The organism is Ornithinimicrobium avium (genome assembly GCF_003351765.1).
GTDB lineage: Bacteria > Actinomycetota > Actinomycetes > Actinomycetales > Dermatophilaceae > Ornithinicoccus > Ornithinicoccus avius.
The window spans coordinates 3,156,296-3,168,392 of record NZ_CP031229.1 but is presented as its reverse complement, the minus strand read 5'-3'; the positions used below and the strand labels follow the sequence as shown (position 1 = coordinate 3,168,392).

The following is a 12,097-nucleotide window of genomic DNA, read 5'->3' as shown; positions in this document are numbered from 1 at the left end:
CGAGTTCGCGCTCGTCGCCGGACTGTGGACCGCGCTCGGCGCCGTCCTCTGCTGGACGTGGATCGACCCCGGCACCGGCCCCACCACCGTCCTGTCCGGCCTCCCCCCTGGCTCGCCGGCGCCGTGTCCGTCGCACTCCTCGTCTCCGGGCTGCTCGTCTGCGCCGCCGTCCTGTGGCCGACCGACCGTGTCGCGTGGCGCCTGGAGATGACCGCCCTACCGTTGGGAGCCGCCTCGTGGATCAGCTACGCCACCGTCACGGAGTCCCTGATCTGGCGCATCATCGCCGCCAGCTTCATCCTGTTCGTCGCCCTGCGTGTCCTGTCCGCGTGGCTGGTCGCCCGGCACCCGGTGCGGGTGCTGCTCGTCCTGCGTTGACGTGCGGGGAGGCGCCGTGGGGGTGAGCATCGAGGGGATATTGTCCGTCGTCCTCGGCGGCGGCCTCATCGCGTCCGTGCTGACGTGGTGGACGACCCGCCACAAGCCGAAGACGGACACCGCGCAGGTCGTCATCTCCGGCTACGACGGGCTCGTCGACGACATCCAGGCCGAGCGCGACACGATGCGTGCCCGCCTCACCGCGCAGGACGCACGCATCGACACGCTCACCGCCCGCGTGGAGGACGCCGAGCGCGAGGCACGCGAGGCCCGCACCATGACCTCCTACGCCGTCGCCGAGAACGCACGCCTGGTCGACTACATCCGCGACACCGCCGAGGCTGTCGTCGCCGGGACCGTCCCCCCGTGGCTGCCGCCGTCCGCGTACGGGCTGCACACCCGCCTCACCATCGACGACCTGCCCGTCGTCCCCGACCACGACACGGGCGTCCCCGGCGTCGACCTCAACCCACCGATGGAGGACCCCGATGCCTGACCTCCGCATCATCCCCCGCGCCGAATGGGCACCCCTGCACCGTGGCGGCTGGCCCGACTACGCCGCCGGCACCCCCTACCGGCCACTACCCGCTACGGAGGCGTGGGCGCACTACCCGGGCGGCGGCACCATCCCGCCCGAGACCGCCACCTTCGAGGAGGACGCCGCCTTCGTCCGGTTCCTCGACCGCGTCGGCTACGCCCGCTTCGGCCCCGACACCGGCACGGCCACCTGTGGGACCCGAAGAACGGCAAGGTCTCCACGCACTACGTCGACGCCGCCGGCGGGTGGTCCGGCACGCACGTCGGCGGCGCGATCGACGCCGGCTTCGACCCGCCTTCGGGTGCGGGGATCTCCGACTACGAGAAGGTGCGCCTCGACGACCTCGTGGCCGACCTCGACAAGCTCGGCTGGGGCTGCATCTGGGGCGTCCCGCAGCACTACGACCACGCCCACATCGACTACATCCGCGCCAACCGCAACATCGTCTACCAGGGGCCGAACGCCGGCTTCAGGGTGGCCGAGATCGAGGCGGTCCAGCGGGCAGCCAAGGCCCTCGGCGTCTACACCGGCGACGTGGACGGCGTCCGCGGCATCGGCACGCAGGCTGCGATCAAGACCCTGCAGCAGCTGGCAGGCCTGACCGCTGACGCGCTGCCCGGTGCGGCGACGATGGCCGCGATCAACTCCCTCCTGGCCCTCAACGCCGGGTTCACCATCCCCGACATCAGGGCGCGCCAGTCCGACCTTCGCCGTCTCGGCTACTACAAGGGGGCGCTCGACGGCCTGCGCGGCGGGCAGACGGTCGCGGCCATCGAGGCGTTCCAGCGCGACCGTGGCCTCGCGCCCGACGGCCTACCGGGCCGCAAGACGGTCGACGCGATCACCCTGGCGCTGGCCGAGCTGGACAAGCCGGCGCCCCGGCCCGAGCCGACGCCCCCGCCCGTCGTGTCACCCGAGCCGCCGACGAACGTCCCGCCCGTGCCGGGACGCCTTGGTGGCGCCGACCGGTACGACACTGCAGCCCTCGTCGCCCGCCAGGCCCCGGCCGAGCGGCGCCAGAAGGTCTACCTCGCCGCGGACTGGGCCGACGGCCTCGCCGCAGCCTCCGCAGGTGACGGCGTCGTGCTCCTCGCCCGGCGCGGCGGCACCGTCCTGCCCGGCACCACCCAGGCCGCGCTGCGCGACCTGCCCGTGACCGAGCTCGTCATCGTCGGCGGCACCGCAGCCATCCCCGAACCCCAGGCGCGACAGGCCGTCGACGCCATCACCACGAAGTGAGGAACGCCATGCCATCGAGCACCACGCAGACCCGCTACCCGTGGCGGGCGACCGTCCGCACCTTCGTCCAGACGTGGGTGCCGCTGATCGTGCTCGTCGTCCTGGGCCTGCCCGAGGTCGTCGAGGCGATCGACGCCGAGGCCGGCGCCTACCTGCCCGACCACGTCCGCTCCTGGCTCCTCGGACTGTCGACCGCGGCCGCCGTCGCCGCCGCGCTCGCGGCCCGCCTCATGGCGCTGCCGGGCGTGGGCCGTGTCCTCGACCAGGTGCGCGGCCTGGGCTGGCTCGCGGCCGAGCCGCCGTCCCGGGGCGCGCACCGTGACGACGACGGCGACGGCATCGCCGACGGCGCGGCCCGGTGACGTGAGCACCATGCGCGTCATCGTGACCTGCCCACCCGCCGAGGACGACCTCCCCTGCGACGACTGCACCATGCCCGACGCGATGCCCTGGCTGCTCCTGGCCACCGCCTGGCCAGCCGGCCTCGCGCTCACCGCCGGCTGGACCGTCCGCACCGCCTGGGCCGTCGCGCACAACCCCGACGCGCTCCGGTGGCTGCTGCGATGACCTACCAGGCCCACACCTGCGCCACCTACGGCGTCGTCACCGGCGTCTGCCCCGGCTGCGGCGCCCCACGACTCCACTGCGCCCTCTGCGGGGCCGACGCGACCTCGCACCAGCTCGACCCCTGCGTGAGCCGGTAGACTGGGCCACGCTAGTCAGCCAACTAGACGCGCCCTGGAGCGCAGACCGCCCCCGCCCTCCCTTCCCGGGAGGGCGGGGGCTTTTCTTGTTGACGCACCAGTGACGCACGAGGCCCCCTAGCCTGTTGGCTAGGGGGCCGTTTTCCCTAGAGCCGCCTATCGGAATCGAACCGATGACCTGTTCATTACGAGTGAACCGCTCTGGCCGACTGAGCTAAGGCGGCGTGGCTGCCTGCCCGGCAGCGCGACCGAGGATACCCGAGGGTGAGGCGCGCGCCCAAACGCGGGCGCACGCCATACCCCGGGGCGGCGGAGCCGCTCAGCAGCGCAGCCCGTCCTGGGGGACGGTGCCCTCGAGGAGGTAGGCGTCGACGGCGTCGTCGACGCAGTCGTTGGAGCGGCCGTAGGCGGTGTGGCCGTCACCGTCGTAGGAGATCAGCACCCCGGAGTCGAGGATGTCGGCCAGCGCCTCGGCCCACTCGTAGGGGGTGGCCGGGTCGCGGGTGGTGCCGATGACGACGATGGGGGCGGCGCCCTGCGCGGAGTAGTCCTGGAGGGTCTGCTCGGCGTGCACCGGCCAGTACTCGCACGCTCCGTCGCCGGCGAGGTAGCGGCCCCAGGTGGGCGAGGCCGCCTCGAACTGCTCCTCCACCGCGGCGCTGTCCAGGTCCGGCCCCTCGTCGGCCGGGCGGTCCAGGCAGTTGACCGCGTAGATGGCCTGCATGCCGTTGCCGGTGTAGGTGCCGTCGCTGTGCCGGGAGGCGTAGGAGTTGGCCAGGAACATCAGCAGCGTGCCGTCGCCCTGCTGGGCCCGGCCGAGGGCCTGGGTGAGGATCGGCCAGATGTCCTGGGAGTACATCGCCACGATGATCCCGAGCATCGCCCAGCCCTCGGTGAGCTCGGTGACCGTGTCGCCGCTGACCGGCAGCGGGTGCGCGTCGACCTCGTCCAGGAAGGCGGGGATCGCGACCATCGCGGTGTCGACGTCGTCGCCGAGCGGGCAGCTGCCGCCCCCGACGCAGTTCTCCACGTAGGCGCGCGTCGCCCGCTCGAAGCCTGCGGCCTGACCCAGCCCCATCTCCAGCCCGGTCAGGGTCGGGTCGATCGCGCCGTCGAGGACGAGGCGGCCCACCCGGTCGGGGAAGAGGGTCGCGTAGGTGGTGCCGAGGAAGGTGCCGTAGGAGGCCCCGAGGTAGGTCAGCCTGGGCTCCCCCAGAGCGGCGCGCAGCACGTCCATGTCCTTGGCCGCCTCGACCGTGGAGACGTGCCCGAGGAGGTCGCCGGCGTTGGTCTCGCACGCCTGCGCGAAGTCCTTCAGCTCGCCCTCCACCGCGCGTTCCTCGGCGGGGTCGTCCGGAGAGGGGTCGGTGCCCAGGAAGGTGTCCATCTGCTCGTCGGTGAAGCAGGTGATCGGTGCCGAGCGGGCGACGCCGCGCGGGTCGAAGCCGACCACGTCGTAGGCCGCGCGCACCTCGCGCGAGACGACCGCGCCGGCCATCATCGCGTAGTCGACGCCCGAGGCGCCCGGACCGCCGGGGTTGACCACGAGCGAGCCCTGCGGCTCGCCGGAGGCGCCGGCGCGCAGCACAGCCAGCTCGATCGTCGGGCCCCCCGGGTCCTCGTAGTCGACCGGCACCTCGAGGTTGGCGCACTCGAAGAGCGACTCGCAGTCGGTCCACTCCAGCTGCTGGCCGTAGAAGTCCTCCAGGCCCGCGGGGGCGCCGTCGGCGTCCGGGGTGGAGGTGCTGGTCACCGGACCGTCGGTGGAGAAGCCGTCCTGCGTCGCGGTGCCCGTGGGGGTCGGGGCGCCGCCGTCTCCACCGGCGAAGGTGCAGCCGGCCAGCAGCGTGAGCGTCAGGAGGCTCGCGAGCAGGCGCGGGGTGCGGGCGTGGCGGCCTCCCACGTGGGGTGTCGTCACAGTCCTAGGTCCTCTCGGTCGGCAGGATGAGCCCGATCATCATCGCCTCGAGCACGAGCAGGGGCGCTCCGTTGGCGATCAGCCGCTGGCGGGCGAGCCCGATCGTGTCGAGGGCACGCAGGAGGCCTTCGGGGGAGAAGGCACGCGCGAGCCGGCCGATCTGCTCCGGTTCGTTGGCGTTCACCGTCTCCACCGGGCTGCCGGTGGCCACCACGAGGGCGTCCCGGTAGACGGAGGCGAGGTCGGTCAGGGCTGCGTCGATGCTGTCGTGGGTCTGGCGGCGGGCCTGGCGCTTCTGGCGGGCCTCGAGCTCGCGCAGGTGCGCCCGCACCGCCGGCGGCTGGGTGCGCGCGCCCGGGTCGGCCCCGAGCTGCTCGAGCAGGGCCCGCCGCTCGTCGTCCGACCGGTCCGCGGAGACCGAGTCGGCACCCTCCCCCGCCTCGTCGACGAGGTCCTGGGCGGCGCGCAGGGCGGCGCCGACCCCGGTGAGCGACAGCGGTATCGCGACGATCTCCCGGCGCCGGCCGCGTGCGTGCTCGTCGGTGGCCAGGCGCCGTGCGATGCCGATGTGGCTCTGCGCGGCGCGGGCGGCGAAGTGGGCCATGGCCGGGTCGATGCCGTCCCGCCGCACGAGCAGGTCGGCGACCGCGTCCACCGGTGGCGTCCCCAGCCGCAGGTGGCGGCACCGCGAGCGCACGGTGACGATGAGGTCCTCGACGGAGGGCGCGCAGAGCACCCACACGGTGCGTGGCGGCGGCTCCTCCAGGGACTTCAGCAGCGCGTCCGCGGCGGGCTCGTTGAGGCGGTCGGCGTCCTCGACGACGATCACCCGCCAGCGACCCATCGACGGGCGGGTCTGGGCGAGCACGGCCAGGTCGCGCGCCTCGGCGACCTTGATGAAGGTCTCGGACGTGGCCACCACGGTCACGTCCGGGTGGGTGCCGGCCATCGCGGTGCGGCAGTCCTGGCACTCACCGCAGCCCGCGTCCCCGGGCGTGCGGCACTGCAGCGCGGCGGCAAAGGCACGGGCGGCGATGCTGCGACCCGAGCCGGGCGGTCCGGTGACCAGCCAGGCGTGGGTCATCGCCCCGGGCGTGCCGACGGTGCGCCGCAGCGTGTCCACGACCCGGTCCTGGCCGACGAGCTGGTCGAAGACGCTCATGCCGTGGACCCCAGGAGCGCACCGACGCGAGCACGCACGGAGGCTGCCAGCTCCTCGGGAGGCAGGGTGCCGTCGAGCACGAGGTAGCGGTCCGGCTCGCGCGCGGCGAGCTCGAGGAAGGTGCCCCGGACCCGGTCGTGGAAGTCGTCGGCCTCGCGCTCGAGCCGGTCGTGGACCTCGCCGCGCCGGGCCCGCCCCTCCCCGGTCGGCACGTCGAGGAGCACGGTCAGGTCGGGCACGAGGCCCTCGACCGCCCACACCGACAGCTGGCGGACGTCGTCGTGCCCGAGCCGGCGCGCGGCGCCCTGGTAGGCCACGGAGGAGTCCAGGAAGCGGTCGGTGATGACCACGTTGCCCCCCTCCAGCGCCGGACGCACGAGGGTGGCCACGTGGTGGGCCCGGTCGGCGGCGAAGATCAGCGCCTCGGCCCGCGGGCTGACCGACCCGTCGGCCCCGTGCAGCACCAGCTCGCGAAGCGCCGTCCCCAGGGCGGTGCCGCCGGGCTCGCGCGTGTGCAGGACCTCGGCCCCCTGCTCCCGCAGCCAGGCCGCGAGGAGCCCGGACTGGGTCGACTTGCCCGACCCGTCACCGCCCTCGAAGGCGACGAACAGCCCCCGCCCGTGACGGCATACCTGGGTCCCGGGCAGGGGCTGCTCACTCACGCCCGGCAGCCTACGTGACCGGGCTGACGGACCGACCCGCCGTCCACAGGCGGGGGCCCGCCGCTCAGCCGCGGGCCGCGTTGGCGACGACGGCGTCGCGGACGTACTGCGCCAGACCGGGCGCCACGTCCTCGTAGGTCTGGGTGAAGCGCGGGTCGGTGACGTACATCTCGGCGATACCGGCGTGCAGCGGCCGCGGGCAGTCGTAGAACCACCGACAGATCTGCTGGCGCGCCTCCTCGGCCGCGTCCATGGCCGCCTCGGAGCCGGCCGGCTCACCGGCGTCCATCAGCTCGACGAAGCGTGCGTTGTTGGCGGCGCCCTCCTCCTTGATCTGCGCCCACTGCTCCTTGGAGTAGCTCTTGGCGCGGCGCTGCGACTCCGTCCAGGCGTCGGTGCCGCCCCAGCGCTCCTCGGCCTCCTGGGCGTAGCTCTCGTCGAAGCTGTCGCCGAAGAGCTCCCGCTGCTCCTCGCGGGTGATCCGGTAGTCGTTCATCTCAGCCTCCAGGGCCCTGTCGATCGCGCTGACGAGCCCGTCGAGCTCGGCCAGCCTGGCCGTGACTGCCTCCCGCTGCCGCCGCAGGTGCGCGACGACCGTGTCGCTGCCGGCACCGGCCGCAAGGATCTCCCCGATCTTCTCGAGCGGGAAGCCGAGCCGGCGGTAGACGACGACGTGCTGCAGCCGGCGCAGGTCCGCCTCGGTGTAGAGGCGGTAGCCGGCGTGGCTGCGTTCGGACGGCACCACGAGGCCGATCTCGTCGTAGTGGTGCAGGGTGCGCACCGTCACGCCGAGCTCCTCGGCCACCTGGCCGACCGTCAGCATCTGCCCCGTCGTCATCTGGTCTGCGGTCACGCGACCGAGCCTGGCGCCTCACGTCGCGTGAGGGTCAAGCCGGTCGGGTCAGGGGGTCTCCCCGGCCGGGTCGGCCGGCTCGTCGGGACGGGTCATGGTGCCGCGCCCGCGCATCGACTCGAAGATCAGCGAGGTCTCCGCGTGCAGCACGCCGGGACGGTTGGTGAGGTGGTCCAGGACGAAGTCGCGCAGGGCGTCGGCCGACTCGGTCGCTACGTGGACGTAGTAGTCGATCGCCCCCGACACGTGGTAGGCGCCGAGCACGCCGGGCAGCTGGGGCACCTGCTCGGTGAACTCCTCGAAGTGGCTGCGCCGGTGCCCGCCGAAGCGCACCGCGATCATCGCCTCGACCGGGCGGCCCACCGCGACCGGGTCGACGTCGGCGTGGATGCCGCGCACCACCCCGCGCTCGCGCAGCGAACGGACGCGCACCAGGCAGGTGGACTCGGCGATGCCCACCTCCCGCGCGAGGGTGGCGTTGGAGGTGCGGCCGTCGAGCTCGAGGAGCCGGACCAGGGCCAGGTCGGTCGCGTCGAGGGGCTTGGGGGGGAGTGGATTCTTCGGCACGAGACGAGGGTATGCCGTGCGCGCCCGGGTGGCGCACTCGCGTCACCACAGATCCATCGGCGACTTACCGAGCACGTCCTACGATGCTTCGTGACGTTTGTGGTTCCGTCGCAGAGGCTGCACGATATGGGCATGAGCACCGAACACCTGAGCTTCGATAGCCGCGCCGTGCACGCGGGTCGTGGCGACCTTGCCGCGCTGGGGCTGCACGTCCCGCCCATCGACCTGTCCAGCACCTACCCCCTGCCCAGCGTCGACGAGGGCGGTCAGGCCTACGAGCTGATGGCGGGCGGTGGGACGCCAGCGCCGGGCCAGACCGCGGTCTACCAGCGGATGTGGAGCCCGGGCGTGGCCCGCTTCGAGGAGAGCCTGGCTGCGCTCGAGGGGGCGGAGTCGGCGGTCGCGTTCGCCTCGGGCATGGCCGCGCTGACGGCGACGCTGCTGTCCTGCGTGAGGGCCGGTCGGCCGCACGTCGTCGCGGTGCGCCCGCTCTACGGAGGCACCGACCACGTCCTCGCGACCGGGATGCTGGGCACGCGGGTCACCTGGGCCGCCGCCGACGGCGTCGCGGACGCGATCGAGGCCGACACCGGACTGGTGGTCGTCGAGTCCCCGGCCAACCCCACGCTGGACCTGGTCGACCTGCGCGCCCTGTGCGACCAGGCCGGCGAGGTGCCCGTGCTCGTCGACAACACCTTCGCCACCCCCGTGCTCCAGCGGCCCCTCGAGCACGGCGCCAGCATCGTGCTGCACTCGGTGACCAAGTTCCTCGCCGGGCACGGCGACGTGCTGGGCGGCGCGGTGGCCTGCTCGGAGGAGACCGCGCAGCGGATCCGCTCCGTGCGCGCCATCACCGGGGCGATCATGCACCCGCTGTCGGCCTACCTCTCGCACCGCGGCCTGCAGACCCTGCCGGTCCGGGTGCGCGCCCAGCAGGACACGGCCCAGGTGGTGGCCAACTGGCTCGTCGACGTCGAGGAGGTGGAGCGCGTCTACTACCCCGGCGTCGAGGGCGGCGACCCGGCCGGCCTGGTCGGCACCCAGATGTCAGGGCCGGGCGCGGTGGTGTCGGTGGACCTCGGGTCCTTCGAGCTCGCGGCTCAGGTGGCGCAGGGCGTGCGGATGATCACCCATGCGGTCTCCCTGGGCGGCGTGGACTCGCTCGTCGAGCACCCCGCCGCGCTGACCCACCGCGTCGTGGCCGACGACGTCAAGCCGCACCCCGGCGTCCTGCGCCTCTCGATCGGTCTTGAGTCGCCGGAGGACATCATCGCCGACCTGGAGCAGGCGCTGGCCGGAGGCTGAGCCGCCCAGCGGCCCGGCCAGGTCGACCGACGACCTCTCAGGACTTCTTGGTGGTCTTCTTCGCCGTCGTCTTCTTGGCTGCCCGCTTGCGGGTCGTCGGGCCTTTGGCGCGCTTCTCCGCGATGAGCTCGAAGGCGCGCTCCTCGGTCAACGACTCCGGCTCGTCGTCCTTGCGCAGCGTGGCGTTGGTCTCGCCGTCGGTGACGTAGGGGCCGAAGCGCCCGTCCTTGACCACGACCTTCCTGCCCGACACGGGATCCTCGCCGAACTCGCGCAGCGGCGGCTTGGCGGCCGCCCGTCCACGCTGCTTGGGCTGGGCGTAGATCGCCAGCGCCTCCTCAAGCGTGATCTCGAAGATCTGGGACTCCGCGGTCAGCGAGCGCGAGTCGGTGCCCTTCTTCAGGTAGGGCCCGTAGCGGCCGTTCTGCGCGGTGATCTCCTCGCCCGACCCGGGGTCGACGCCGACCACCCGGGGCAGCGAGAGCAGCTTGAGCGCGGTCTCAAGGTCGATCGTGGCCAGGTCCATGCTCTGGAAGAGCGACCCGGTGCGCGGCTTGACCTTCTTGGCGCCCCTCTTCGGCGCCTCGTCGCTCTCGGGCAGCACCTCGGTGACGTAGGGGCCGTAGCGGCCGGCCCGCGCGACGATCTCGTGGCCGCTCGCCGGGTCCACGCCCAGGACCCGGCCGTCGTCCGCGGCCGCCTCGAGCAGCTCGCGGGCCTTCTCCGGGGTCATCTCGTCCGGGGCGACGTCGTCGGTGACGGTGGCGCGTCGCGGCTCGCCGTCCTCGCCCGCCACCTCGACGTAGGGCCCGTAACGCCCCACGCGCACGACCACGCCGTCCCCGATCGGGATCGTGGACACACCCTTGGCGTCGATCTCGCCGAGGTCCTCGACCAGGTCCCGCAGCCCCTCCAGCGACGTCGCCTCGTCGCCGAAGTAGAACCGCTGCAGCCAGTCGACCCGCTGCACCTCCCCGGCCTCGATCCGGTCCAGGCCCTCCTCCATCGACGCGGTGAAGTCGTAGTCCACCAGGCTCGGGAAGTGCCGCTCCAGCAGCTGGGTGACGGCGAAGGCCAGCCAGGTCGGCACGAGCGCCGAGCCCTTGGTGCGCACGTAGCCGCGGTCCTGGACCGTCCCCACCGTCGAGGCGTAGGTCGACGGGCGTCCGATCCCCTTCTCCTCCAGCGCCTTGACCAGCGTGGCCTCGGTGTAGCGCGCCGGCGGGACGGTCTGGTGCCCCTCGGCCTCGGTCCGCAGCGTCTCCAGCGCCACGCCCTCGGACAGCTTCGGCAGCCGGGTGCCCATGCCGTCCTGGTCGCCGTAGCGCACCTCGTCCCGGCCCTCCTCGTAGGCGGCGAGGAAGCCGCGGAAGGTGATGACGGTCCCGGAGGCGGAGAACTCGGCCCTGCGCAGCTCCTTGCCCTCCATGCTCGCGCCGCCGCGCGTGCCCTCCGGCAGCGTCGCGGCCAGCCGGACGGTCGCGGTCGAGCCCTTGGCGTCGGCCATCTGCGAGGCGACGGTCCGCTTCCAGATGAGCTCGTACAGGCCGTACTCCTGCCCGCGCAGCTCCCCGGCCACCTGGGCCGGGGTGCGGAAGCGGTCGCCGGCGGGACGGATCGCCTCGTGCGCCTCCTGGGCCCCCTTGGCCTTCTTGCCGTAGACGCGGGGGCTGTCGGGGACGTACTCGGCGCCGTACATGTCGCGCGCCTGGGTCCTGGCCGCGCTGACCGCCGAGCTGGACAGGGTCGTCGAGTCGGTCCGCATGTAGGTGATGTAGCCGCCCTCGTAGAGCCGCTGGGCGGTGCGCATCGTCGACTGGCTGTTCAGCCGCAGCTTGCGGGAGGCCTCCTGCTGGAGCGTGGAGGTGGTGAACGGCGCGGACGGGCGGCGTGTGTAGGGCTTCTCCGCGACCTCGCTGACCACCACCTCGCCCTCGCGGGTGCCGTCGGCGACCGCCTGCGCGCCGACCGCGTCCAGCTGCACGGCCTTGGCGTTCTTGAGCGTCCCGTCGTCGGCGAAGTCACGGCCGGTGGCGACCTTGCGCCCGTCGAGACCGGTCAGCCGGGCGGTGAAGGCGTTGCTGGCCGAGGGTCCCCCGCCGGAGGGGGCGAAGTCGCCCTCGACGTCCCAGTAGGAGGCGGAGCGGAACGCCATACGCTCCCGCTCACGCTCGACCACCATCCGCGTGGCGACGGACTGCACCCGCCCGGCCGACAGTCCCTGCTTGACCTTGCGCCACAGGACGGGCGAGATCTCGTAGCCGTAGAGCCGGTCGAGCACGCGGCGGGTCTCCTGGGCGTCGACGCGGTGCATGTCCAGCTCGCGCGTCTCGTTGACGGCCCGCCGGATCGCCTCCTTGGTGATCTCGTGGAAGACCATCCGCCTGACCGGCACCTTGGGCTTGAGCACCTCGAGCAGGTGCCAGGCGATCGCCTCGCCCTCGCGGTCCTCGTCGGTGGCGAGGTAGAGCTCGTCGGCGTCCTTGAGGCGGCGCTTGAGCTCGGCGACCTTCTTCTTCTTGTCCGCGTCGACGACGTAGTAGGGCTCGAAGTCGTGGTCGACGTCGATCGCGAACTTGCCGTAGGGCCCCTTCTTCATCTCCGGGGGCAGGTCGCGGGGCTGCGGCAGGTCACGGATGTGGCCGATGCTGGCGTCCACGGTGTAGTCGGGCCCGAGGTACTCCCCGATGCTCTTGACCTTGCCGGGCGACTCGACGATGACCAGCTTGCGTCCTGCAACCACGGGCGTGCTCCTCCTCGGACACCGCGTG

13 protein-coding genes and 1 tRNA gene are annotated in these 12,097 nt (G+C 73.0%); 7 read left to right on the top strand and 7 right to left on the bottom strand.

The genetic code is table 11. The annotated features are described in order from the left end of the window. Positions 1-123: 123 nt before the first annotated feature. From DV701_RS14460 to DV701_RS18330, 6 genes are all read left to right on the top strand, one after another. Complete coding sequence (locus DV701_RS14460) at positions 124-378, top strand: hypothetical protein (RefSeq protein WP_114929256.1); 255 nt, start codon at positions 124-126, stop codon at positions 376-378. Between the two features lie 22 nt (positions 379-400). Next, entirely contained in the window at positions 401-874 is a 474-nt protein-coding gene (locus DV701_RS14455) for a hypothetical protein (RefSeq protein WP_162803066.1), read from the top strand. A 102-nt stretch (positions 875-976) separates the two neighbouring features. Further along, positions 977-2,155 (top strand): peptidoglycan-binding protein, encoded by a 1,179-nt coding sequence (locus DV701_RS14450; protein ID WP_162803065.1) that lies wholly within the window; start codon positions 977-979, stop codon positions 2,153-2,155. An 8-nt stretch (positions 2,156-2,163) separates the two neighbouring features. Continuing rightward, entirely contained in the window at positions 2,164-2,517 is a 354-nt protein-coding gene (locus DV701_RS14445) for a hypothetical protein (RefSeq protein WP_114929250.1), read from the top strand. A 10-nt stretch (positions 2,518-2,527) separates the two neighbouring features. Then, positions 2,528-2,722, top strand: coding sequence for a hypothetical protein (locus DV701_RS14440; protein ID WP_162803064.1), 195 nt, complete (start codon positions 2,528-2,530; stop codon positions 2,720-2,722). Next, complete coding sequence (locus DV701_RS18330; RefSeq protein ID WP_162803063.1) at positions 2,719-2,859, top strand: hypothetical protein; 141 nt, start codon at positions 2,719-2,721, stop codon at positions 2,857-2,859. The genes DV701_RS14440 and DV701_RS18330 overlap by 4 nt, the downstream gene beginning before the upstream one ends. A gap of 150 nt (positions 2,860-3,009) precedes the next feature. On the opposite strand, the gene DV701_RS14435 is transcribed toward DV701_RS18330, so the two are convergent. From DV701_RS14435 to DV701_RS14410, 6 genes are all read right to left on the bottom strand, one after another. Continuing rightward, positions 3,010-3,083 (bottom strand) — tRNA-Thr (locus DV701_RS14435). 95 nt (positions 3,084-3,178) lie between these two features. Beyond that, entirely contained in the window at positions 3,179-4,777 is a 1,599-nt protein-coding gene (locus DV701_RS14430) for an alpha/beta hydrolase (RefSeq protein ID WP_228255051.1), read from the bottom strand. A gap of 4 nt (positions 4,778-4,781) precedes the next feature. Next, positions 4,782-5,939, bottom strand: coding sequence for a DNA polymerase III subunit delta' (locus tag DV701_RS14425; protein WP_114929245.1), 1,158 nt, complete (start codon positions 5,937-5,939; stop codon positions 4,782-4,784). Continuing rightward, entirely contained in the window at positions 5,936-6,601 is a 666-nt protein-coding gene (gene tmk / locus DV701_RS14420) for a dTMP kinase (protein ID WP_114929243.1), read from the bottom strand. The genes DV701_RS14425 and tmk overlap by 4 nt, the downstream gene beginning before the upstream one ends. A gap of 64 nt (positions 6,602-6,665) precedes the next feature. After that, positions 6,666-7,454: a MerR family transcriptional regulator gene (locus DV701_RS14415; RefSeq protein WP_324616593.1), complete on the bottom strand. Its 789-nt coding sequence runs from the start codon at positions 7,452-7,454 to the stop codon at positions 6,666-6,668. A 48-nt stretch (positions 7,455-7,502) separates the two neighbouring features. Further along, positions 7,503-8,021, bottom strand: a complete 519-nt coding sequence (locus tag DV701_RS14410; RefSeq protein WP_114929241.1) for an Lrp/AsnC family transcriptional regulator — start codon at positions 8,019-8,021, stop codon at positions 7,503-7,505. A 132-nt stretch (positions 8,022-8,153) separates the two neighbouring features. Between DV701_RS14410 and DV701_RS14405 the strand changes: the two genes are divergently transcribed. After that, positions 8,154-9,326 carry a trans-sulfuration enzyme family protein gene (locus DV701_RS14405; protein WP_114929239.1) on the top strand — a complete coding sequence of 391 codons (1,173 nt, stop codon included), beginning with the start codon at positions 8,154-8,156 and terminating at the stop codon, positions 9,324-9,326. 37 nt (positions 9,327-9,363) lie between these two features. Here the strand turns inward: DV701_RS14405 and topA are convergent, their stop codons facing one another. Further along, positions 9,364-12,069 (bottom strand): type I DNA topoisomerase, encoded by a 2,706-nt coding sequence (gene topA, locus DV701_RS14400; RefSeq protein ID WP_228255050.1) that lies wholly within the window; start codon positions 12,067-12,069, stop codon positions 9,364-9,366. Positions 12,070-12,097: the final 28 nt, after the last annotated feature.